Origin of the sequence: Xylanivirga thermophila, assembly GCF_004138105.1 — a bacterium.
Classification (GTDB): Bacteria; Bacillota; Clostridia; order Caldicoprobacterales; family Xylanivirgaceae; genus Xylanivirga; species Xylanivirga thermophila.
The window spans coordinates 131514-155271 of the sequence record NZ_RXHQ01000002.1; the positions used below are offsets into that span (position 1 = coordinate 131514).

The window sequence follows — 23758 nt, forward strand, 5'->3', positions numbered from 1 at the left end:
AGTTAAATCTATTATTTATGATGATAATATTATTTCCAATTCAATCTAACCTTTAATGGCAGATGCAGTTATACCATCAATAAACCGGTTCTGGAAAAACAAATATACAATAATAACGGGAATAATCGATACCGTCGTAGCAGCAAACAAACCACCATAATCAGTTGAAAATCGACCATTGAACATTTTTAATCCAACAGAGAGCATCTGTTTTTTTTCGTCTGTAATAACAATAAACGGCCAGAGATAATCCTCCCATGCCCATAAAAATTGGAAAATTGCAATGCTTGAAATTGCATTTCGACACATGGGCATAACAATACGATGAAAAATATAAAACTCATTTGCTCCATCTATACGAGCCGCTTCCAAAATATCATCTGGAATAGTCATGCAATACTGTCTAAGCATAAAAGTTCCAAATCCACTGAAGAATGCTGGGACTATCAAAGCAATATAACTATCCATCCAGCCGAGCTTGCGTATAATGCTATATTTAGGAATAATGGTAACTGCCCATGGAATCATCATAGTCCCCATGATAAAACTGAAAATAAGATCCCGACCTCTGAATTGATATTTACTCAATACAAATCCACTAATAGTACTCGTATAACAGATTATAATCGTAACAACAAAGGATATAAATAAACTATTACCGAAGAATCTCATAAAATTAAAATTCTCATTCATGGATATATAATTTTCTACGGTAAAATTTTTAGGAATAAGCGTCTGCGTCAAAGCATTAATTTCAACATTACTTTTAAATGAGGAAAAGATCATCCATACAAATGGAAAAATTGTAAGAATGCCTAAAGCAATCAGTAATGCATTAAGCGCTACTTTATTTATTTTTTGTTTCATGACCGTTCCTCCTTCTAAGCTTCATTTGCATTCGTAATTTTAAACGAAAGGGCACTGAAAAACGCAATTACAATAAACATAATAAACGAAATAGCTGATGCATATCCAAAGTTATATTTTACAAAAGCCTGGTCATAAATCAAATAAGTTGCCAAAAATGTTTTGGTACCTGGCCCACCTTCGGTCATAACCATAACTTGTACATAAGATTGAAGATAGGTTATAATCGATGTTACCACTACAAATAGCGTAGTTGGTTTTAGTAAAGGTAATGTGATAAATCGAAATACCTGCCAGCTGGACGCACCATCAATTGCAGCCGCTTCAAAACAATCCTTTGGCAATGAATACAGGCTCGATAAAAATAACACAACTGCATATCCAAAGTCCTTCCATATGGTCATAAAAATAACACATCCCAATGCGGTTCTGGCATCAAATAGCCAATTGATATCAAATCCAAATGTCTGATTAATAACTCCTATTTGGGGATTAAACATAAATTTCCAAACAAATGCAACCGCAATTAGCGGTGTAACCGTAGGCATATAGAATACCGTACGATATAACATCTTATGTTTGATCAATTTGGAATATAATGCACAGGCAAGACCCAACCCCAAAATAACACGAAAGGATACAGTAAAAACGGAAAAAACCAATGTATTTAGCATGGACTTCCAAAATAGCTCACTTGTAAAAACATTTTTATAGTTTTCCCATCCTAAAAACTTAAAACTACCCTTTAATGGATTCCATTGATGAAAGCTTCCAATAAACGCTATAATAATTGGCAATATAACAAAGATCAGATTAAATGCTACTATAGCAAAAACCACGATGTTTCGTAGGGCTATTTCACTTTTACTCTGTAAACTCTTCTTCTTGGCAAACATGATCTCACCGCTTCCTAATCCATAATGCACTTAACAAATGAGCGGAAAGTATTCACTTCCCGCCCCTTTGTCAGTAACTAATCAAATCTATTTTGCATATTTATACATATCTTCAACGGGAGTAAAAGAAACTTCCTTCAAATCAGCGTTTATGCTTGCTTCAGCTTCCTTTAATGCATCCGAAATACCCATATTATTGTAGAAAATATTTTCGCCTGCTATTTTAAGATTATCTTCCAAAGTAGATGGCATGGCACCTGGCCAGATATATTTATCAATATTCGGTGCAAGTGCACTCAAAACCTGATGGTTCTTAACTTCTTCACGATCAGCTAATGATAATTTAGTCGGGAAGCAGCTTGCCTGCACACTATAATCCATTAAGAAGTCATCATTGGCTAGAGAAAATTTAACAAAATCCTGTGCAACCTCCATCTGTTCATCTGATATATTCTTGTTTATACCAAAGGAAGATTCACCATTATAACGGTTATATGCATAAACATCATCAACATCATCAAATTTAGGAGTTTCAATAACGCCAAAGTTAATATCTGGATAGGTATTCTTCAAATTTTCATGGTACCATCCCCACATTGCTACCATAGCACTCTGACCTTGTCCAAAGCTCTCGCCGCAGTCAGTCCCAAAATCAGGTGAGCCTACACCATCAACCTCATACATATCAACAAATGTTTTGATAATTTTGTTCATTGCATCATTATTGATGTTAGCCGTTCCATCTTCATTAAAAAGATTCTGTCCATATTGATAGTTCAATCCTAAAATCATCTGGTTAAAAGTTCCGTTAAAATTAAAACCTGCTTGTTTGAATGTATCTCCGTCTTTAATAGTAAGTTTTTTAGCAACTTCAGCAAGTTCACCCCATGTAGTCGGAAGATCTGCATCTGTCAATCCTGCTGCTTTCCATAAATCTTTGTTGTAATAAATATTTGAAGTCATCATAGCAAAGTCTATATAGTAGATTTTATTGTCAATTAAATGTGAGTCTACGTTCAAAAAGTCAGCTTGTAATTCCTTCAATGGAATATCATATGGAGCCATGTAATTGATAAGATTGTCATGATAGCTATTGTGTATTGCAAATAACGCTGGACCATTGTTCGATCCTAAAGCAAGTGGGAGCTTTGTCCAATAATCTGACCAAGGTGTCTCAATAATATTGATAGTTACATTTGGATGTATTTTTTGATATTGATCTACTAAATCTTGAAACATGTCAATAAATGACCATGCCCAGAAATCCACCTTAACAGGTTTACCACCGTTTACTAAGTGATTGGGGTCATACTTCATATTCTGTCCCATAACTTCCAGTCCTTTGTCTGCCTTTGTCTCTACCTTGCCTGCATCTGCACTAGAATTATCATTCCCCTTATCCGATGTGCCACATGCTGTTATTGTAAATAACATTACAGCTACTAATAGGGTCGAAAGTACTTTTTTAAACATTCCCTTTCCTCCTAAGCAATTAAAATTTTTTAAATAAGAATTGATTTACGGAAAACATTCTAAAGTATCTGAAAAAACCATTGAAAATATTGTATATCTAGTTAAAAAATATAACTATGTTCCAAATTCAGCTGCTAGAATGTTATCCTCGAATACTTCAAATATTGTTACTGTTTTTCTTCCTGAGGCAGATGACGAAAATATTTTTCGAAACCCCCATCATATTACGATGCTAGGGGCCATTGAAAACGATATTCGTAAACATGGTTATTTTTTGATGATATCATCCTCTATTACCTTGAAGGATTTGGACAAAAATCTCCATGCCTGGCCTATGGCCGGGATTATCATGCTTGCTCCTACTCCTGAGGAAGTAAAATATATGTTAAAATACCCCAACCTCCCCAAGGTCTTTATTGATAGTCATTCTACCGAAAAAAAAGCAGCTATTGTAGGAATCGATGATTATAGAGGTGGCTATTTAGCTGGACGTTATCTTGTAAACTGTGGGCATAAAAATATTGGCTATGCTAGCTACCATCCAGATTATAATGATATATTGCAAAACAGATTTAATGGATTTTCCGATGCACTAAAGGATGCAGGATATCCTTTAAAAAAGGAAAATATATTTTTGGGACTAACTGATTATGAAGGTGGCCTAGACGTAGCCAATCAAATTGCCGATAACGATCTTCCAATCACTGCAATATTTGCTACGGCAGATGAAATGGCCATAGGTATTATGGAAGGTGCCAAATTAAACGGTATCGATGTACCAGGGCAATTATCTGTTATGGGATTTGATAATACCCCCATCTGTCGTTATACCACCCCTAAGCTCACAACCATTGAACAGGATATTGCAAAAAAAGGTCGTCTTGCCGCTAAGCTGCTGTTTGATCAAATTAAATCTGGCAAGGTCTCCCATCGTACTATCAATCTCCCCGTTCGCATTGTCGAACGACAATCGGTAGTACATATATGATATAAAGAACCCTGAAGAGTATTTTAAAATACTCTTCAGGGTTCTTTATTGTTTAATACACTTTAAATTATGATTTTCTTAAAAGTCCTATCTTCTTTAGTTTTCTAGCTATAGTCCTCCCCTTTGGTAACATCTCAAGATCTTGTTCCCGTATCGTACCAGTTAAAAGAAGCATAATAGCATATACCAGAATTCCTATAATTATTGATAGAAGAGTAGCCTTGGTATTGCTGTTTAATGCGGTAAATATCCTATCGTAGGAAAAATATACACATCCACCCATTATAATACTAGCCAACAATGGCTTTATCAAAAAATCACTAAATGAAAATGGTATTTTAGTATATCTAATAACAGCTATAAAGTCTAATATAGCAGCTGTGGCATAGCATACCAAAGTACTAACAGCAGCACCCTTTATATTTATAGATGGCATCCCTACAAGTATTATTGTCAGTATAACCTTTAAAATCGCACCTATAAATAGATTCCTAACTGGTGTTTTTACCCTGCCAATCCCCTGTAATATTGCTGTTAAAGTCTGTATAAGGGTCAAAAATGCAACTGCTATTGATAATATCATTAAAAGATTACCAGCCAGTAATACTTCATCCGCATCTATCCTAGCATATAATAGTTTGCATATGGGTGTTGACAACACCGCCATACCTATGGAAGCAGGTACACCTATGAGCATGGTAAGCTTTATGCCGATTGTGGTCTTATGTACTATGGATTTTCTATCCTTCATCGCATATGATTCGGCTATGGCAGGCACAAGGCTCATACCTAATGCTATGGTAAAGACTGTAGGCAGATTTATTATGGGATTTACCATACCTGTTAAAATGCCAAACAGACTAGTAGCCTCCCGTTTTGAAAATCCAACATATTGCAAACGACCAGGTACAATTACAGAATCTAAAAAGCTTATAAATGGCATCACCGCTGCACCTATAGTAACGGGTATGGCAATATTTGCAATCCTGTTTACTATACTAGATGTAGATTCATAATACATATGCTTTGGCGATCTTCTTATATTCGAATATATTTTTTGTTTTTCTCCCCTATACATACCCATTACCAGTACAAGGGCGGCAACCTCACTTAGGGTAACACCTAATATGGCGCCTGCAGCTCCATACTGGGGTCCATTTGGTATCCAGAGAGTAGCCAGCCATAAACCCATAATAAGCTTACCAAACTGCTCTACTATCTGTGATACTGCAGTAGGAGTCATATTCTGCATACCTTGAAAATATCCCCTGTATGCCGATAGCAGAGAAACAAAAAACAAGGCGGGAGCTATTGATATAAAACAATATATGGACTCCTTGTTTCTCACCATGCGAGCAAAAAGTGGACTTCCAACAAGCATTATGATAGTAGTAGTTATACCTATTACAGTGAGTAATCGAAATGATACCTTAAAAACCCTATGGGCACCTCTATAATCATTCACAGCTATCTTTTCAGATACTATCTTTGATATGGCAGTAGGCAAACCGGCTGTAGATACTATAAGCAAAAATGCATATACAGGATATGCCATCTGATAAAACCCCATACCCTCCGATTTTATTGTATTTCCCAAAGGAATACGGAATAGTGCTCCTATAATCTTTGCTACTATCCCTGCTACCGTTAGAATGGTAGCCCCTTTGACGAATGATTTCTTGCTCAACCTAAAATACCTCCTTGCGCACTAGTTGACATACATTATTATCATATTATATCATCAGTGCTTTAATTCGCAAACACTATTTGATAAACACTTTAATTCGTAATTTTAAAGTAAATAATGCAATATAAATGTTATAATCCATATTATAAATTGCAGGATAGATAAATATCGACACTAAAAAAGGCACCGATAATATACGATGCCTTTTTTTACATAGTTTGTACATGGATTATTGCTCCATCTGCCTACCTAGGAAATTAGCAGCGGTCTCCGCCATCTTCACTTCCAATTCGCCCATAGTAACGCCAGGTTCCTTAGACAATACTATAACAGAACCAATAACATCACCCATTGACATAATTGGCACAATTACCTGAGCTGAATATTTCGAAGTATCATCATCATTCACAGTAATTGTATATAGTTCGCTGCCTTCAGAGCGATTAGCTGTTACAGTCTTTTTCTGTTCCATTAATTCCTCTAGGTCCTGGCTTACTGCCTTCTCTAAAAATTCTTTTTTAGTCGGACCACCTACAGATACTATCTCATCCTTGTCACTAACGCATACGGTAAAACCAAGTATCTGGTACATTGCTTCAACATATTCCTCTGCAAGATAGCTCAGCTCTTCTATGGGAGAATATTTTTTAAGTATCACTTCGCCTTCACGGTCAGTAAATATTTCAAGGGGATCTCCTTCACGAATACGCATCGTTCGTCGTATCTCTTTAGGAATAACCACCCTTCCCAAATCATCTATACGCCTTACTATACCCGTTGCTTTCATTCACGTCCCTCCTCCATTTGTATTTATTTACAAAACCATCCTTGCAGTATTAGTATTTTACTGCAGTTTACCTTTTATGCATGGTATTGGAAAGGTAACGTGATTTTTTTTAAATATTATAATCTTTTTTCATATTTTTTTATCTTAGCTTCTTTTTTCCATGCATCTACCATGGACTGCCATTTCTCATTCTTTTTCTGATAATCTAATACAACCTTTATTTCATCCCTTGTCTCATCAATGGTAAATACATGCTCCGGCATTTTTTCATACAATTTTATAATATGATAGCCATACTCACTAGCTACCAAATCGGTCATATCTCCTTCTTTTTTAAGTTTAAAAGCAGCATCCTTAAACGATTCCACAAACGAAGAATTTTTGTTCAGTATATACCCTTGCTCAATATCCATTCCTTTATCTTCACTATATTCTTTTATTAGATCTTCAAAATTTTCTCCCGCCTTAGCCTTTGCCAGTACCTCGTCTGCCTTTGGCTTTATAGCTTTAAGTTTTTCATCTAGATATTTTTTAGCCTCATCTTTCTTATCATTTGCCACAAGACTAGAATGCTCAACAATTTCATCATCAGGGAGTTTTATAAGAATATGTTTTACATTTAGCCAACCTGTAGGCCTGTACAACATAACTTCCTGATTTTCAGCCTCATCTGGATTTTCCTTCTGTTTTTTCAGTTGTTCATCGTAATACTTCTTTATGTCATCATCTGTAATTTGTACATTCTCAAGCTCTTTATCCCTATATTTTGATATCTGATCCTGTTTTGCTATAAGCTCTATAAAACGATCTTCTGTTAATCCATAGGCTTTTATACTAGCGTCATATTGCTGCTGTACAAGCTTTGATAATTCCTCTTCTTTAGGCTGATCATCTTCACCATACATCTGATATTTAATATTCTGCTCTATCTCGTCTAGTATACCTTCTTTTGTCTCTTTCTTTATATTCTCATCCACTTCAAAACCAGCTGCCTTAGCCTTATCATACATTATTTTGTTTAAAATAACCTGGTCTAGTACCATGGATTTAACTTGCTTTATATTATCCTTTTGGCTAGCATCAGATTCCGCCTCGTCTGTTATACCCAACATGGATTTTTGAATATTATATAGCTCTAAAAATTCCTCTTTTAGTATTTTATCGCCATTCACCTCTGCCACTACCCGTTTCTTATCCTTCTCCGGGTTAACATTTACTGCACCGCATGCAGCAGTTGAAAGTGCAATGATTATGGCCATAAATAATAACCCAAACCTCTTTATACCATTCATGTAATAATACACCCTTTCCAAAATCATCTATGCCTTCTATTATAAACAGATTTTAATGCTTTTGTAAATGCTTTATTTGTTCCAAAAAATCCACAACTTCTTTTAATATACCCTGCGAAGATGTTTTTTTGAGTCTTATGGACATGGGAGGCAATACCTCCGAATCAAGTTGTGTATCATAATCTGCAGGCTTTAACTTTATCTCATTATTTACCTGAATAACTTCACCTATGCCTAAAGACTTCGCAAGGGCCTTTATATATGCTATATCTATAAGATTTTGAGTAGCTATAGGCATATCTCCAAATCTATCTATAAGTTCATCCTCCACATCTCTCTTATCCTCTATGTTAGTTATTGCTGCTATTCTTTTATATAACTCTATCTTTTGACCTTCCTGAGGTATATATGATGAATCTATATATGCATCCACCTTTATATCTACAGATGTCTCAACTTCCTTTACCTGTTGCTCTCCACTTGCAGTAGATACAGCTTGTTCAAGCAATTTGCAATATAGATCATATCCAACTGCTGCCATATGACCATGCTGCTCCCGCCCTAGAATATTACCAGATCCACGTATCTCCAGATCCCTCATAGCTATCCTAAATCCTGCGCCAAATTCAGTAAACTCCTTTATGGCTTTAAGACGCTTTTCAGCTATCTCGTTTAATACTTTATCTCTTCTATACATAAAATAGGCATATGCCCGTCTGTTTGAGCGTCCTACCCTGCCCCTTAACTGATAAAGCTGAGACAGACCAAAGTAATCTGCATCATATACTATAATCGTATTTACATTGGGTATATCCAGTCCATTCTCTACAATGGTAGAACACACCAAAACATCATATTGTCCCTCATAAAAATCCATCATAGCCTTCTCCAACATATTTTCACCCATCTGACCATGAGCCATGCCGATTTCCAATTCAGGGAGCAATTGCTTTAATTCTAAAAGCATCTTATCCATAGTACGCACTTTATTGTATATAAAATAAACCTGTCCTCCCCTATTTATCTCCCGCAATACAGCATCCCTTACAATGGAACGATTATACTCTACCACATAGGTATTGACAGGATATCTATCCTCTGGTGGAGTCTCTATTATACTTATATCCCTTATGCCCACCAATGCCATATGTAAGGTTCTAGGGATAGGTGTAGCTGTAAGGGTAAGTACATCAATATTTTTTTTCAGCTGTTTTATAGCTTCTTTATGTGATACACCAAAGCGCTGTTCCTCATCTATAATAAGGAGCCCTAAATCTTTAAATTTTACATCCTTACCTAATATCCTATGGGTGCCTACTATAACATCCACATTTCCTTCTTTTAATGCCCTTAATATTTCCCTTTGCTCACTCTTACTACGAAACCGACTGAGTGCAGCTACCTTAAATGGAAAGTCCTCGAATCTGCGTACAAGGGTATTGTAATGTTGCTGTGCCAATATAGTAGTAGGTGCAAGAATGGCTACCTGCTTACCATCCATTACTGCCTTAAATGCTGCACGAATGGCCACCTCCGTTTTTCCATAGCCAACATCACCACATACCAGTCTATCCATAACCCTAGGTGATTCCATATCATTTTTTACATCCTGTATACATCTTAGCTGATCCTCAGTCTCTTCATATAGAAACATCTCTTCAAACTGTCTTTGCCAATCCGTATCGGCAGAAAATTGAAAGCCCTTTGCCGTCTGTCTGGCTGCATATAATTTTATAAGCTCAGCAGCCAACTTTTTAGCCGATTGAGTAGCTTTAGCCTTGGCCTTTTGCCATTCGACACCTCCCAGCTTAGATATCTTTGGCCTTGTCTCTCCCATTCCAATATAAGGCTGTATCATATCCATCTGATCGGTAGGTATGTAAAGCCTGTCCGTACCAGCATATTGTATAAGCAGGTAATCCCTTTTCTGTCCATCCACTACTAATTTCTCTATGCCTAAATACTTGCCTATACCATGACTTTCATGGACTACGTAATCCCCTACCTTTAGATCTGTAAACGGATCAAGCTTTCTCCTAGACTTTTTGGGCATAGATTGTCTTTTTCTCTGTACACCATATATCTCTTTATCACTTACTATAACAAACTTAGCATCTATATATTCAAAACCCTTTGAGAGTGTTCCTGGTATCAAAGCAACCTGCCCAGGCTGCACATGCTTTGTATATGTATCGAGTATGAAAGCGGGTATATCATTATCCATAAGGGAAGACATCAATCCCTTACCCCTTGTAGTATTGCCTGTCAATAATATTATGCTGTAGCCCTTGCTTTTCCAATATGAAACATCTTCTATAAGTAGACCTAATTTACCATGATATGCAGGTATGGTCCTTGACATAAATTGGTATGTAACGTTTGGCTTAAAATCAGGGTTATCCCTGGGAAGGGATTGAAGTATAATTATTCTGAAATCCCCACATCGTTCTATAAACTCATTATATTGCAAAAAGGCAAAGGCTTGATCCGGCAGCACCTCTCCCTCTTCTAGGAGTTTTTTAAAATCCTCTGTAAATTCTCCAACCCACGTTTCATACCTCTCTTTTATACGTGGCGGATCATCTAAAACAATTATAGATTCATCATCCAAATAATCGAATATACTAGATGGTTGTGGATAAAAGAACGTAAAAAAGGGCAACAGCCCATCATCCTTTGATTGCTCCTCCAACTCTTCACATATAAATCCTATTTTTTCTTCCAGGTGCAGACTTATCTCCTCTTTTGTCCTTTTGGCCTTGTACTCAATAAGTTTTTTATATATTCTCTCCCGCCCTTCCACCAATACCTGGGGATCAAGTATTAGTTCACATGCCGGCGGTATGGATATATGGCTGCATTTCTCAATGGATATCTGAGACATTACGTCAAATTTCCGTATGGAATCTACCTCATCATCAAAAAACTCTAGCCTAACTGGATCTAATTGGCTTAAGGGGTATACATCCAAAATGCCTCCCCTTACACTGAACTGCCCCTTGCCCTCGACTGTAGATACCCGTTCATATCCTATCACTACCAGTTTCTCTATTATTTCGTCAAGTGGGTACTCATCCCCTACTGTAATGGATATGGTACTTTGGGCATAGATATGGGGCGGCACCAAATAAAACAGTGCCGCCTCTATAGATGCTACTATTACAACAGGTTGCTTTGATATTAACTTGTCAAATACTAACAGCCGCTTTGCAGCCGACTCCTTGCTGCGGGCTTCCAGATTATAAAATGAAATATCCCTAGAAGTTAAAATTACAACCCTATCCCCGTAAAAGAATTTAAAATCTTCATACATCTGCTGTGCCTGAGCATCATTATATGTGATATACAGACACGTCTTTTCAAGAGGATATAGTATGCCGCTCGACAGATGACATTTTTGTGATTCGGATAAACCGTATACTGCAGTCATACCCTTGTCTTTATAGATATTGAATTTTAAACTGTTAAACTCTCTCCATCTGTTTATCGGTTGTAACCATACAGGTTCCACGGCATCACTCCTCATCCATTGCATTTATTCATAGCCTGGTTTATACCTTCATAAAGTATAATCTCTATACCCTCTGCTGCCTTATCCAACGCTTCATCCAAAATCGGTAGGTCATCCCGATCCGGTTTTGATAGTACAAAATTCGCCAAATCTCTACCGGCCGTTGGCCTTCCTATACCTACCCGCACACGGGGAAACTTATCCGTTCCCAAGTCCTCTATTATGGAACGCATACCGTTATGGGTACCGGCACTTCCAGACGGTCTTATTCTAATCATACCAACATCCAGATCTATATCATCATATACCACTATTATATGCTCGCTATCTACCTTATACCAATTTTTAAGCAAAGAAACACTCTGACCGCTAATATTCATATATGTCTGTGGCTTTGCAAGGACAACCTTTTCGCCAGATATTACACCCTGCCCTATAAGTGCCTTATGGCGTAGCTTATCTATGGATATACTATGCCTTTTGGCCAGTCTATCCAAAACCATAAATCCCATATTGTGCCTAGTATCCTTGTATTCCATGCCTGGATTACCAAGTCCTATTATTATATACATAATCCCCTCACCTGTTATTAAAACAAAAATTATTCAAATAGGGTGCTAACCGGCAAACCCTCGTATATACGATCTATGCCCTCTGCAAATATAGGAGCTACAGATAGAACCTCTATCTTGTCTATCTGCTTTTCAGGCGGGAGAGGAACGGTATCGGTTATAACTAATTTCTTTATGGGTGAATCCTGTATACGCTCAATAGCTGGTCCCGAAAGGACGCCATGGGTACAACATGCATACACTTCCTTTGCCCCCATCTCTATTAGTGCCTTTGCCCCTTGGGTAATAGTTCCTGCCGTATCTATCATATCATCTATAAGTATGGCCCTTTTACCCTTTACCTCACCTATTATGTTCATAACTTCAGCTACATTTGCCTTAGGCCTTCTCTTATCCACAATCGCTAAAGGTGCACTTAGTCTATGAGCAAAATCCCTTGCCCTAGTAACACTCCCTAGATCAGGTGACACTATAACCAAATCATCACCCTCAAATCCGTTTTCAAGGAAATTTTGGGCAAGTATAGGTACACCCCTTAGATGATCCACTGGTATATTGAAAAATCCTTGTATTTGTGCAGCATGCAAATCCATTGTAAGTACCCTGTCAGCACCTGCACTTGTTAATAGATCAGCCACCAACTTTGCTGTAATCGGATCCCTTGCCTTTGCCTTACGATCCTGTCTTGCATACCCATAATAGGGTATAACCGCTGTAATACGTGCTGCTGAAGCCCTCTTAAAGGCGTCTATCATTATAAGCAGCTCCATCAAATTGTTATTTACTGGTGAGCAGGTAGACTGCACTACGAATACATCTGCTCCCCTTACCGTCTCATGTATGTTTACCGATATCTCACCATCGCTAAACGTAGTAACGCATGCATTGCCCAATGGCACCCCTAAATGATCGGAAATAGATTTAGCCAACTTGGGATTAGAATTGGCTGTAAATATCTTTATACTTGTTCCATGAGTTATCATCTGTTATTTCTCCCTTCTACCCAACCTTCTTTATTTTCTTGACGTGCTCTAGCTATAGCCAAAGCACCCTTTGGTACTGTTTTAGTAATAGTAGATCCGGCAGCTATATATGAATTCTGCTCTACTTTTACAGGTGCAACTAAATTGGTATTACAGCCTATAAAAGCATTATCTTCTACTACTGTTCTATGTTTTTCCTTACCATCATAATTTACAAATACCACCCCGCATCCTACATTTACACCATTTCCCACATTGGCATCGCCTACATATGTAAGATGTGACACCTTGGTACCATCTCCTATAGCAGCATTCTTTACCTCCACAAAATCCCCAATGCGCACATGTCCTCCTATTATACTACCCGGACGAATGTATGCAAAAGGCCCAATTGTAGTTTCTTCTCCTATTTGGCTGTTTAACACAACAGAATTTTGTATAATAACCTTATCATCTACCCTTGCATTTAGCAACCGGCTATTAGGGTAAAGAATACATTCTTCTCCTATATATGTATCTCCTTCTATAACATTCCCCGGATATATTATAGTATCCTGCCCAATATGTACATTAGGGCCTATATAGGTATTTTCAGGATCTATTATTGTGACTCCATTATCCATATGGCAATTGTTAATACGTAATCGCATTAGCTTGTCAGCCTGGGACAGCTGTACCCTAGTGTTTATACCCATTATATAGCTGGCATCATCTGCACAGTATATGCCTACCCTTTTATTTTCAGATGTTAATATCTTTAATACATCCGTCAAATAATATTCATGCTGGGCATTATTATTATCCAGCTTTTTTAAACTTTCAAGCAAATTCTGCACCTTAAAGCAATACATCGAAGCATTTATCTCCTTTACCTGCCTTTGCTCAGATGTAGCATCCTTATGCTCCACTATGCAGCTAAAATCCCCATTCACATCTCGAATTATTCTGCCATAACCAGTAGGGTTTTCTACAATGGCAGAAAGGGCTACACATGAATAATCGTGCTCCACAGCATGATTAACCATATCGCCTAAAAGCTTACCTGTAATCAGCGGGGTATCACCTGCTAATACTACCACATATCCATCCATACCTTCAAGATATTTCTGGGCCATCATCACTGCATGCCCAGTCCCCAGCTGTTCTTCCTGATATGTATACCTTACCTTGTCCCCTAAATGCTCTTTTATGGCCTCGGCACCATGCCCAACCACCAATATAGGAGCATCATCACATATATCAAGGGCAGCATCCACAACATAATCTATTATTGGACGACCACATACACTGTGAAGCATCTTTGGCAGTTTTGATTTCATCCTGACTCCTTCACCAGCAGCCATTATTACAGTAGTTACTCTTTTTTTCATTTTTTGCGCCTCCATATCTAAAAGCACTTTGCAAATATCATTATACAATATATTATTGAAAAAAACATGGAAAAAAATAAGCCTTAAAGGAGAGATGCCTCTCCCTTAAAGCTTATTCCTCCTCATCCATGCTTTCGTACTTATCTAGAATAAGTTGTTGAAGTTGTGAACGAGTATCCGAGTTAATAGGATGTGCTATATCTCGATACTCCCCATTTGGAGTCTTACGACTAGGCATAGCGATAAACATGCCATTTTGACCTTCAATTACTTTTATATCATGAACTACAAATTCATCATCAAAAGTAACTGAAGCTACTGCCTTCATCTTCCCCTCATTATTAATCTTTCTAACCCTTACATCAGTAATATTCATGCCAGTTCACCACCTTCCAGTTCCATAAAACCTTAGTCATATATTAATTCGCCAAAAAGGTATATAGTCCTGCTAAAATTTGAAATATTCTATAAAAATTTTGCCCTATTTTCCCTATATTATATCCATGCTGCCGGGGTAACCACTACTTTTTTGTTAATTTGGTCTATTTCATCCAATATCATAAGGGGCTTATATTTATCGATCATCTTCTTTTCAGGTTGGCGAGTAGCTATAACCACACCAACTCCCACAACTTCCACTTCAAACTCTTTTAAGATATCTACAATACCCTTTACCGTACCTCCACCTTTCATAAAATCATCTATTATAAGACCCTTTTGACCCTTTTTAACACTTCGCTTTGGAAGGGACATGGTCTGTATTTGGTTTGATGAAGCCGATACATAATTTATGGTAACCACCGATCCCTCTGTAACCTTATTATCCCTCCTGGCAATAACTACGGGGCAATCGAGGGCTTTTGCCGTCATCATGGCGATAGGTATACCCTTCGTCTCTACTGTAATGACAAAATCAGGGTCATCTTGTACAAATTGAGATGCTAATATCTCTCCTACAGTTTTTGCAATCTCCGGCATATATATAAGATCCGTCATATATATAAATCCACCAGGCAAAATCCTATCAGGCTGTGAAAGACGTTCACATAAATCTTTAACAAATATCATGGATTGCTCCATGCTAGGATATGCTATGTATTTTATACCTCCCGCCGCTCCAGTTACAGTACGAATTTCGCCCAGCTGAAAACGTTCGAATATACCTCTTATTATATCCACATCCTCACTTATTGTAGATTTCGATGCACAAAACATTTCGCTAAAAAAGTTTAGATTATAGATATAATTTGGCCTATCGGTTAAAATCTTTATCATAGCCCCTATCCGTTCATTTCTTTTAATTTTTCCCATTTTATATCCCCTTGCAAACATATACTTTTTTATATATTATAGATTATTATAGCACAGTTATGATAGAAATCCGAATGTTTTTATATATTTTTTTGGTTTCATTCAGGTATTTTACAGAAAGGGATTGAAATAAACGCATGAAAAAGGTATTAGGTTGTTTGAGAAAGACAGTACAAGACTTTAATATGATAGATGAAGGTGACCGAATTGCAGTAGGCATATCTGGAGGTAAAGACAGCCTTACCCTTCTTAAGGCTTTAAGATTATATCAGTATTTTTCCCCCGTATCATATGAGCTTGAAGCCGTAACCCTTACCATGGGTTTTGATGATTTTGATCTAACAGAGGTAGAAACCTTTTGCAATGAATTGGATATACGATATACAATAAAACATACTCAGATTGGTAGAATAGTATTTGATGTACGACATGAGAAAAACCCATGTTCGCTATGCGCCAAAATGCGACGTGGTGCACTTCATAATGCAGCATTGGAACTAGGATGCAATAAAGTAGCACTGGGTCATCATCGTGAAGATGTTATAGAAACACTTTTGTTGAGTCTTTTTTATGAAGGACGTTTTAATACCTTTGCCCCAGTAACATATTTGAGTAGAAAGGATCTAACAGTCATAAGGCCCCTTGTATATGCCTCAGAGGCTGATATAAAAAGGGTAGCACAAAAGCATAACCTACCTGTAGTAAAAAGCCCCTGTCCTGCCAATGGCATTACAAAAAGGCAGGATATGAAGGATATGATGCGTTACCTAAATCAAGAGATTCCAAACAGCAGTGAACAAATATTATCTGCCCTTTTGAATTCAAAAAATATCAATCTTTGGGAAAAGGCTTAACCATAAGATTAAGCCTTTTCTCCTATTGCAAACATTATCTCACCTTTGGCCACCACATCGTCGCCTACATATGCTATGGCTTCACCTTTTCCCATGCTTGTCCTCATTCTAGTAATAGTTGTCTCAAGTCTCAATTGATCCCCTGGTTCTACCTGCCGTTTAAATCTAAAGTTATCGATCCCTGCAAAAAAGGCCAATTTACCCTTGTTTTCTTCAGCACTTAATACTATAGTTGCCCCTACCTGCGCCAAAGCCTCTACTATAAGTACACCCGGCATAACTGGATGCCCTGGAAAATGGCCTTGAAAAAAGGGTTCATTTATTGTAACATTCTTTATCCCTACAGCCCGTTTACCTGGCTCCAACTCTATTATTTTATCTACTAACAGAAATGGATATCTATGTGGTATACAGCCTATAATACCCTCTATGTCCATATGATTTTCCATTAAATGAAATTCCCCCCTATAAAACTTCCAAGGTCTATATTATCATTAATCTCTAACATTATTGGCAAGTCTCTCTATCTCATCGGCTGATTGCAATACCCTAGAGTTTAATTGGTATGCCCTCTGGGCCGCTATAAGATTGGTCATCTCTTCAAACAACTGTACATTTGATCCTTCTAAATAACCCTGCTTTAATATAGATGTACTCTGCATTTCCTCCCCAGTAAGTTCTGTACCTTGAGGTGGTAATGCATACATATTCCCACCTACATCCTCAAGTGCATTGGGATTTGCAAACTGCACCACATCAATTCCACCTATGGGGATTGCATTGCCATTTGGATCGTTAATAAATACGAATCCTTCCTGGGATATGACAACATCATTTGGATTAGCCTGATATGGGAGATTAAACTCCAAAGGCTGTCCTGTATATCTATCAACTACATAATATCCCTCTGCCGTAACCAATCTTTGGACTATGCCATTTGGAGTAAATTGCGGCGCTATTTTGAAACTTCCATCCCTAGTATATCTTATTATGCCATCTCCCGATTGGAGTTTAAAAAAACCTGCCCCCTGTATAGCTATATCCATTGGATTATTCGTTTCATGTATATTACCTTGAGTAAAAGATTTATCCAGTGAGCCCACCTTTACCCCATTTCCTACCTGTAGATTTACAGGCTCCGGTCTATTTATATCCATCGCATCATATAAAGTATCTTTAAAAAGGGTGTTGCTCTTTTTAAATCCTGGAGTTTCCACATTCGATATATTATTTGAAATAACATCTATATTATTCTGTTGAGCTGCCATACCCGAAGCAGCTGTATAAAGCGCTCTAATCATTAAAATACTCCTCCTATACCCGTCCTACTTCATTTACCGTCTTATTTAGAGTACCATCTATCATCTTTAATATCTTCTGATTGGATTCATATGCCCTAGTAGCCGTCATCATATCTACCATTTCCCTTATCACATCCACATTAGAACCTTCTGCAAATCCTTGCCTTACCTCGCCTGCAAAGGGAATCATACCACCCTGATCCGTATTAATGAAATAATTATCTCCCGCCTTTTGGAGCACTTCAGGATCCTCAAAGTTAACCAGTCTTAATGTATCTATATAATTACCACCTAGCATGATGTTGCCATATGGATCTACAGTAAATTGGTCATTATAGACATACACAGGACCATTTTGTCCTAATACCTGCCAGCCTTCAGCAGTTACCAAACGACCATAGCTATCTATGGTAAAACTGCCATCCCTAGTATAGAGCTCTCCCTGATCGGTCATGACTGTAAAAAAACCATCACCTAATAGGGCTATATCAGTTGATTTGCCAGTTTCCTGGATATTACCTTGTTTAAATTCAGTCATTACCTTATCTGCATAAACTCCATGGGTTATGGTACCTATTATCCGGCTATTAGGTATACCATCCTTGTCCATGCGCAAAAGCAACTCATCTTCAAATGCCCGCTCCACTACCATGTCCCTTTTAAACCCTCTAGTATTAACATTTGCAATATTACTCGCCACCGTATCCAATCGATTCCGCTGGTGTATCATGCCAGTAGCAGCTGTATAAAGTCCCCTGACCATATATTAAACACCTCACATTAAAAATCTATCTACCTCCGCCCTGATATGCCGCTCCATGACGATATTCAAAAATGGCAGTCTCGGCGTATATATCTATATCCTCCAAAGCCTTGCCCGTACCTATGGCAACACATGATACAGCATCTTCTGCCACATGGACATTTATCCTAGTACGCTCTTGGATAATCTTGTCCATACCATAGAGAAGAGCACCACCGCCTGTCATTACAATACCGTTTTCACTTACATCAGCGGCCAATTCAGGAGGCGTCCTCTCCAAAACAGCATGGACTGCCTCTGCAATAGCTTGTACCGGTTCTTCAAGGGCCTCTACCATTTCATCTGACGATACCTCTACCGTTTTAGGAAGACCAGATATCAGATTTCTACCCGTGACCTCCATAATTATCTGCTCATCCCTTGGAAATGCCGAACCTATGTTTATCTTCATATTTTCAGCTGTCCGTTCACCTATTAGGAGATTATATTTTTTTCGCATATATCTGGATATGGAATCGTCAAATATATCTCCTGCTATTTTTATAGAATCAGTAACAACGGCACCACCTAGCGATATAACCGCAACATCGGTAGTGCCTCCCCCTATATCCACCACCATATTACCATAGGCCCTACTTATATCAAGGCCAGCTCCTATGGCAGCAGCTATGGGCTCTTCTATAAGATAGGTGTGCCGGGCACCTGCCTCATATGTAGCATCCAACACCGCCCTTTTTTCTACCTCGGTAACGCCACTAGGTACACATACTACTACCCTAGGACGACCAAACACACTTCTCCCTACTGCCTTGCCTAAAAAATATCTTAGCATCTTTTCCGTAATATCGTAATCGGAAATCACTCCATCCTTAAGCGGCCTTATGGCAATTATGTTACCTGGAGTCCTGCCAAGCATGCGCCTTGCCTCTTCACCAGCAGCCAGCATGGTATTTGTCTCCTTGTCTATGGCAATAACAGAAGGCTCCCTAAGTACTATGCCTTTACCTTTTACATACACCAGTATACTAGATGTACCTAAATCTATCCCTATATCTTTATATCCCAGCACAGCCCACCTATCCTTTCTTTTCTTTTGTTGATTGTGTTATTCTTAATCAGCTAGGTATATGATAATATCTCAGTTTGAAAATGATACAAAATTATCCTATTTCTTTATTCTATGTTTTTTATCAAAATCCTTTTTTTCTCTTACATTATATCAAGTTATTTACGGTATTTCCATACCTTAATCCATTGTCTTGTATTTCATCTTAGTTGCAAAGCCTCCTCGTATGTGTCTCTCGGCCTTATTCTTCTCTAAAATCTTTCTTACTTCTTCATAAATTATTGGATTAAGCTTAGGGAGGCGCTCTGATACATCTTTATGTACAGTGCTTTTACTCACTTTAAACACTTTGGCTGCTTCCCTTACTGTAGCCTTTGTCTCTATTATATAATTGGCAATCTCTAAAGTGCGCTCTTCAATATAGTCCTTCAAACTGAGAACCCCCTTTAAAATACTATAACTACCTGATCCATTATAATCAGGCTATATTGATAAATATGCAAAAAAAATAATATATAGAAGGGATTAGATAAAAAAACGTTATATTTCCACACAATTATTTTTTACATCTAGTCTGAAGTTTCCTATAAATATAAGATTATTAGAGAAAGCAAATATAATAGTTCAAATAAGCAAAATAAAGGACACATAGAAGAACCAGAGGATTTTATTCCTCTGGTTCTTCTATGTGTCCTTTATTTTAAATACATATTTGGATCTACATTTTTACCATCTTTTAATACTTCAAAATGCAAATGGGGGGCATCAGATATTTCAGCTGCTGCAGTCCTGCCTATACCACTTATTGTTTGGCCCTGATCCACATTCTGCCCAACCTTAACCATATCTTTAGTGGATAGATTCATATATCTACTCTGTAGCCCATTACCATGATCTAGAGTTATTACAATCCCCATAAGTGGATCTTCTTCTATAGATTCTACCGTTCCAGCCATAACCGCCTTTACTTCACTACCCAATGGTGCTTCAATATCTATGCCTCCATGGGTAGACCATTCCTTGAGTGTCTTTGAATATACCAATTCGTCTATGGCAAATCCCTTTATTATATTCCCTTCTATTGGCATTTTCATAATAGCTGCGGTGGTTTTGTTCTGTGCAGAAACAGGCTTTGAGTTCTCTGCTGCATATGCTTTAGTTGGAGTTGACTTCTTTGTCGAGGTTTTCTGTACATTCTCATCTTTTTTTGTTTCCTTATGAGCATCTGCTTGTCCCTTTTCCTTAGGCTCTGCTTTTTCATCTTCTATTACATCTTTTACCTTTATATCAACCTTCCCATCATCTTCTTGCTTCTTATCTTCATTGACATTCTCTGTTTTCTTAGTATTTTTCGCATTTTCAGGCAATTTCTCTTGATTTTCCACTTCTGTGCCATTATTCTGATCTTCCAATGCCATATCATTATCCCTATTTGGATCAAGGCCAGGATTTTTTCCCGTACTTGAAGTGAATATGGCAGTTACACCTATTACACACAAACATACAAACAATACAATATAAAAGCCTTGCTTGTCCAAAAAACTTACAAATCTCTCCTTATTAAAAATTTTCCTCAGCTTGTCCTTTCCTTCACTCATAATATACACCTCCTACCTATTAATATTGTCCAAAAAATAAAAAAAAATACAGTGCATAACTGTATTTTCTATTTTTATATTAATATGCCTTCTGTATATCCACACCTACATAATAATGCTTTATTATATCTATATAACTACTCCCGCCTTTTGCCATACGATCGGCCCCAACCTGGCTCATACCCACGCCATGGCCATATCCCCTTGTATGTATCTTCACGCTATCCTTTAAAAATTCGAACGTAAAATCCGAAGAGTTTATACCATAGACGTTCCTAAAATCCTTTCCCTTTATCTTTATATTTCCTACCTGTACTTCCTTTACCCTATCTCCATCTGTATGGCTCAAAATTTTTATCTGCCGCTCTAAATTATTAGGTCTAAGATTCGATTTAGGATATTGTTTTTTGAATATGTCTACAAATTGTTTATTGGAAAAAGAAAATATCTCCTTATATTTTGGCGCATCCTCTTCACCAGGACTATCTACCACCTTATAATATGGAAGGGCAGTAGAAAAAACTTCACTCACATCCTCAGTCTTTCCATTGCTGGTGGAATAAAAAAATACCTCTATTGGCTCACCTGCATAGGTTATTATATCTCCCCTAGTCTCCTCTACAGCCTGGACTATTCTAGACCGGTTTTTTTCATAATCATTTCCCCAATTTCTTTTTTGATCATCTTCCCCTATCCATGCTTGACAATGTCCATAAAAACTGCATACATCCGCTTCAGAATGATTTTGACAGCCACTCCCGCCAAATACATGCATCTTCTTTACCGCAAACGTCCTGGCAGCCACCGCCTGCGCTTTTAATGCCTCCATTTCAAATGATACAGGCATTTCAGCAGCTACCACTCCAGCTATATACTCTTCTAAAGCCATATCAACAACTTCTTTTTTTTGATGATCATATAACGCTATTTTAGGTTCATTGGATTTCCATTTTAATTTTATTTCATCTTGTTCTTCTGTACCATCATGATTATCAGGTCCTTGAAGATGTATAGACTTTACAGAACATCCCTTTACTATGAGGGTTGGTATTATAAGGGCTATAACTATTATAAACAAGATTACATTAACCCAGGTCCTCATTCCATTCTCCTTCTACATTAAGATTCTGTAAATATTACATATAAAGATATTATGATAAATCCGAATGGAATAGAACTTTGATGGATTAATCCTCCCTGTAAATTAAAGCACCTAGCTGTCTTAATTTATCTGCAAAATTTTCATATCCCCTATCAATATGATATATATCCACAACCTCTGTAGTGCCTTCAGCACATAAACCTGCAAGTACAAGGGCAGCTCCTGCCCGTAAATCTGTAGCCTTAACCTGGGTGCCGGTTAATTTTTCTACGCCTTCTATAATAGCACTACGGCCTTCTATTTTGATATTTGCACCTAATCTCTTTAATTCACTAACATGCATGAATCTATTTTCAAATACCGTTTCTGTAATAATGCTACTGCCTGATATGGTACACATAAGAGCCATCATCTGTGCCTGCATATCTGTAGGAAATCCTGGGTATGGAAGTGTTTTTATATCCACAGCTTGAAGGGGCTTTACACATTTAACCCTTACCCCATCGCCTATTTCTTCAACAAGCATACCAGCTTCCTTTAGTTTTGCTTCTACCGGTTTTAAGTGATCTATAAGCACATTTTCCAAAAAAATATCCCCACCTGTTATTGCCGCTGCAGCCATAAAAGTACCTGCTTCAATTCGGTCGGGTATTATGCTATGGTTAGCACCTTTTAAAAAGTTTACACCGTCTATTTTTATGGTGTCAGTACCTGCACCTTTGACATTTGCCCCCATGGCATTTAAGAAATTTGCAAGATCCACTATCTCTGGTTCTTCCGCAGCATTTTCTATGACAGTCTGTCCTTCTGCCAACGTACCTGCCATCATTATATTTTCAGTAGCGCCTACACTAGGGAAATCCAAATATATAGTACTACCTGTTAATTTTGATGCCTTTGCATGTATGAAACCATGACCCAATGAAATCTCAGCACCCATTGCAGCTAATCCCTTGAGGTGTAGATTTATCGGGCGGGTCCCTATGGCACACCCTCCTGGCATGGAGATTTTGACTTCCCCACTCTTAGCCAGTAGTGGTCCCACCGCTAAAAAAGAAGCCCTCATTTTTCTCACCAGCTCATAGGGTGCCACGGTGTTTTTTATATTTCCATTATCTATCCTTAAACAATCGCCATGAACATCTATCTTAGAGCCTAAAAATTCCAACAATCTACAAATTATATTTACATCTTCAAGGCTTGGTACTCCATCTATAACACATACATCGTCGGTAAGTAAAGATGCTGCAATTATGGGCAAAACAGAATTTTTAGCTCCGCTTATCCTTACCCTTCCTTCAAGGGGCAGACTCTTTTTTATTACATATTTAGCCATA

22 protein-coding genes are annotated in these 23758 nt (G+C 37.6%); 2 read left to right on the forward strand and 20 right to left on the reverse strand.

Annotation, left to right across the window (positions count from 1 at the left end):
* Positions 1 to 45: 45 nt before the first annotated feature.
* The 3 genes from EJN67_RS01760 to EJN67_RS01770 all read right to left on the reverse strand — a co-directional run bounded on the left by EJN67_RS01760 (position 46) and on the right by EJN67_RS01770 (position 3236).
* Positions 46 to 867, reverse strand: a complete 822-nt coding sequence (locus tag EJN67_RS01760; RefSeq protein WP_129721574.1) for a carbohydrate ABC transporter permease — start codon at positions 865 to 867, stop codon at positions 46 to 48.
* Positions 868 to 881: 14 nt separating this feature from the next.
* Positions 882 to 1763, reverse strand: a complete 882-nt coding sequence (locus tag EJN67_RS01765; protein WP_129721575.1) for a carbohydrate ABC transporter permease — start codon at positions 1761 to 1763, stop codon at positions 882 to 884.
* A gap of 87 nt (positions 1764 to 1850) precedes the next feature.
* Complete coding sequence (locus EJN67_RS01770) at positions 1851 to 3236, reverse strand: ABC transporter substrate-binding protein (RefSeq protein ID WP_129721576.1); 1386 nt, start codon at positions 3234 to 3236, stop codon at positions 1851 to 1853.
* A 40-nt stretch (positions 3237 to 3276) separates the two neighbouring features.
* Between EJN67_RS01770 and EJN67_RS01775 the strand changes: the two genes are divergently transcribed.
* A complete protein-coding gene (locus EJN67_RS01775) occupies positions 3277 to 4224 on the forward strand; it encodes a LacI family DNA-binding transcriptional regulator (RefSeq protein ID WP_129721577.1) in 948 nt (315 codons plus the stop codon).
* A 67-nt stretch (positions 4225 to 4291) separates the two neighbouring features.
* Here the strand turns inward: EJN67_RS01775 and EJN67_RS01780 are convergent, their stop codons facing one another.
* The 9 genes from EJN67_RS01780 to purR all read right to left on the reverse strand — a co-directional run bounded on the left by EJN67_RS01780 (position 4292) and on the right by purR (position 15737).
* The gene (locus EJN67_RS01780; RefSeq protein ID WP_129721578.1) at positions 4292 to 5911 is read right to left on the reverse strand and encodes a putative polysaccharide biosynthesis protein; all 1620 of its coding nucleotides are present in this window, start codon (positions 5909 to 5911) and stop codon (positions 4292 to 4294) included.
* Positions 5912 to 6140: 229 nt separating this feature from the next.
* Positions 6141 to 6698, reverse strand: coding sequence for a stage V sporulation protein T (gene spoVT, locus EJN67_RS01785; RefSeq protein WP_129721579.1), 558 nt, complete (start codon positions 6696 to 6698; stop codon positions 6141 to 6143).
* 116 nt (positions 6699 to 6814) lie between these two features.
* The gene (locus tag EJN67_RS01790) at positions 6815 to 7990 is read right to left on the reverse strand and encodes a peptidylprolyl isomerase (RefSeq protein WP_165000680.1); all 1176 of its coding nucleotides are present in this window, start codon (positions 7988 to 7990) and stop codon (positions 6815 to 6817) included.
* 52 nt (positions 7991 to 8042) lie between these two features.
* Complete coding sequence (gene mfd, locus EJN67_RS01795; protein WP_207207942.1) at positions 8043 to 11501, reverse strand: transcription-repair coupling factor; 3459 nt, start codon at positions 11499 to 11501, stop codon at positions 8043 to 8045.
* An 11-nt stretch (positions 11502 to 11512) separates the two neighbouring features.
* Entirely contained in the window at positions 11513 to 12073 is a 561-nt protein-coding gene (pth, locus tag EJN67_RS01800) for an aminoacyl-tRNA hydrolase (protein ID WP_129721581.1), read from the reverse strand.
* Between the two features lie 29 nt (positions 12074 to 12102).
* Entirely contained in the window at positions 12103 to 13056 is a 954-nt protein-coding gene (locus EJN67_RS01805; RefSeq protein WP_129721582.1) for a ribose-phosphate diphosphokinase, read from the reverse strand.
* Positions 13053 to 14426: a bifunctional UDP-N-acetylglucosamine diphosphorylase/glucosamine-1-phosphate N-acetyltransferase GlmU gene (glmU, locus tag EJN67_RS01810; RefSeq protein ID WP_129721583.1), complete on the reverse strand. Its 1374-nt coding sequence runs from the start codon at positions 14424 to 14426 to the stop codon at positions 13053 to 13055. The genes EJN67_RS01805 and glmU overlap by 4 nt, the downstream gene beginning before the upstream one ends.
* A gap of 112 nt (positions 14427 to 14538) precedes the next feature.
* A complete protein-coding gene (spoVG, locus tag EJN67_RS01815; protein WP_129721584.1) occupies positions 14539 to 14802 on the reverse strand; it encodes a septation regulator SpoVG in 264 nt (87 codons plus the stop codon).
* Between the two features lie 119 nt (positions 14803 to 14921).
* Entirely contained in the window at positions 14922 to 15737 is an 816-nt protein-coding gene (gene purR / locus EJN67_RS01820; RefSeq protein ID WP_129721585.1) for a pur operon repressor, read from the reverse strand.
* A 137-nt stretch (positions 15738 to 15874) separates the two neighbouring features.
* Here purR and EJN67_RS01825 point away from each other — a divergent pair, with 137 nt between their 5' ends.
* Entirely contained in the window at positions 15875 to 16591 is a 717-nt protein-coding gene (locus tag EJN67_RS01825; RefSeq protein WP_129721586.1) for an ATP-binding protein, read from the forward strand.
* Between the two features lie 8 nt (positions 16592 to 16599).
* On the opposite strand, the gene fabZ is transcribed toward EJN67_RS01825, so the two are convergent.
* The 8 genes from fabZ to murA all read right to left on the reverse strand — a co-directional run bounded on the left by fabZ (position 16600) and on the right by murA (position 23757).
* Entirely contained in the window at positions 16600 to 17040 is a 441-nt protein-coding gene (fabZ, locus tag EJN67_RS01830; protein WP_207207943.1) for a 3-hydroxyacyl-ACP dehydratase FabZ, read from the reverse strand.
* 45 nt (positions 17041 to 17085) lie between these two features.
* Positions 17086 to 17892, reverse strand: coding sequence for a flagellar hook-basal body protein (locus tag EJN67_RS01835; protein WP_129721587.1), 807 nt, complete (start codon positions 17890 to 17892; stop codon positions 17086 to 17088).
* A gap of 13 nt (positions 17893 to 17905) precedes the next feature.
* Entirely contained in the window at positions 17906 to 18655 is a 750-nt protein-coding gene (flgF, locus tag EJN67_RS01840; RefSeq protein WP_129721588.1) for a flagellar basal-body rod protein FlgF, read from the reverse strand.
* A gap of 25 nt (positions 18656 to 18680) precedes the next feature.
* Positions 18681 to 19721: a rod shape-determining protein MreB gene (gene mreB / locus EJN67_RS01845; protein WP_129721732.1), complete on the reverse strand. Its 1041-nt coding sequence runs from the start codon at positions 19719 to 19721 to the stop codon at positions 18681 to 18683.
* A 180-nt stretch (positions 19722 to 19901) separates the two neighbouring features.
* On the reverse strand, positions 19902 to 20153 hold the full coding sequence (gene spoIIID / locus EJN67_RS01850; protein ID WP_129721589.1) for a sporulation transcriptional regulator SpoIIID: 252 nt from the start codon (positions 20151 to 20153) through the stop codon (positions 19902 to 19904).
* Positions 20154 to 20416: 263 nt separating this feature from the next.
* Positions 20417 to 21319 carry a M23 family metallopeptidase gene (locus tag EJN67_RS01855; RefSeq protein ID WP_129721590.1) on the reverse strand — a complete coding sequence of 301 codons (903 nt, stop codon included), beginning with the start codon at positions 21317 to 21319 and terminating at the stop codon, positions 20417 to 20419.
* Positions 21320 to 21398: 79 nt separating this feature from the next.
* Positions 21399 to 22421 (reverse strand): stage II sporulation protein D, encoded by a 1023-nt coding sequence (gene spoIID / locus EJN67_RS01860; protein WP_129721591.1) that lies wholly within the window; start codon positions 22419 to 22421, stop codon positions 21399 to 21401.
* A gap of 85 nt (positions 22422 to 22506) precedes the next feature.
* Positions 22507 to 23757: a UDP-N-acetylglucosamine 1-carboxyvinyltransferase gene (murA, locus tag EJN67_RS01865; protein WP_129721592.1), complete on the reverse strand. Its 1251-nt coding sequence runs from the start codon at positions 23755 to 23757 to the stop codon at positions 22507 to 22509.
* Position 23758 lies beyond the last annotated feature (1 nt).

Bases quoted from the DNA above. Each gene is read 5' to 3' on its own strand.
- spoIID (WP_129721591.1), bottom strand. From the start codon at position 22,421: ATGAGGACCTGGGTTAATGTAATCTTGTTTATAATAGTTATAGCCCTT.
- spoVT (WP_129721579.1), bottom strand. From the start codon at position 6,698: ATGAAAGCAACGGGTATAGTAAGGCGTATAGATGATTTGGGAAGGGTG.
- EJN67_RS01770 (WP_129721576.1), bottom strand. From the start codon at position 3,236: ATGTTTAAAAAAGTACTTTCGACCCTATTAGTAGCTGTAATGTTATTT.
- flgF (WP_129721588.1), bottom strand. From the start codon at position 18,655: ATGGTCAGGGGACTTTATACAGCTGCTACTGGCATGATACACCAGCGG.
- EJN67_RS01760 (WP_129721574.1), bottom strand. From the start codon at position 867: ATGAAACAAAAAATAAATAAAGTAGCGCTTAATGCATTACTGATTGCT.
- EJN67_RS01790 (WP_165000680.1), bottom strand. From the start codon at position 7,990: ATGAATGGTATAAAGAGGTTTGGGTTATTATTTATGGCCATAATCATT.
- EJN67_RS01765 (WP_129721575.1), bottom strand. From the start codon at position 1,763: ATGTTTGCCAAGAAGAAGAGTTTACAGAGTAAAAGTGAAATAGCCCTA.
- EJN67_RS01825 (WP_129721586.1), top strand. From the start codon at position 15,875: ATGAAAAAGGTATTAGGTTGTTTGAGAAAGACAGTACAAGACTTTAAT.
- EJN67_RS01835 (WP_129721587.1), bottom strand. From the start codon at position 17,892: ATGATTAGAGCGCTTTATACAGCTGCTTCGGGTATGGCAGCTCAACAG.
- purR (WP_129721585.1), bottom strand. From the start codon at position 15,737: ATGGGAAAAATTAAAAGAAATGAACGGATAGGGGCTATGATAAAGATT.
- fabZ (WP_207207943.1), bottom strand. From the start codon at position 17,040: ATGGAAAATCATATGGACATAGAGGGTATTATAGGCTGTATACCACAT.
- murA (WP_129721592.1), bottom strand. From the start codon at position 23,757: ATGGCTAAATATGTAATAAAAAAGAGTCTGCCCCTTGAAGGAAGGGTA.
- spoVG (WP_129721584.1), bottom strand. From the start codon at position 14,802: ATGAATATTACTGATGTAAGGGTTAGAAAGATTAATAATGAGGGGAAG.
- glmU (WP_129721583.1), bottom strand. From the start codon at position 14,426: ATGAAAAAAAGAGTAACTACTGTAATAATGGCTGCTGGTGAAGGAGTC.
- pth (WP_129721581.1), bottom strand. From the start codon at position 12,073: ATGTATATAATAATAGGACTTGGTAATCCAGGCATGGAATACAAGGAT.
- EJN67_RS01855 (WP_129721590.1), bottom strand. From the start codon at position 21,319: ATGAGTGAAGGAAAGGACAAGCTGAGGAAAATTTTTAATAAGGAGAGA.
- EJN67_RS01805 (WP_129721582.1), bottom strand. From the start codon at position 13,056: ATGATAACTCATGGAACAAGTATAAAGATATTTACAGCCAATTCTAAT.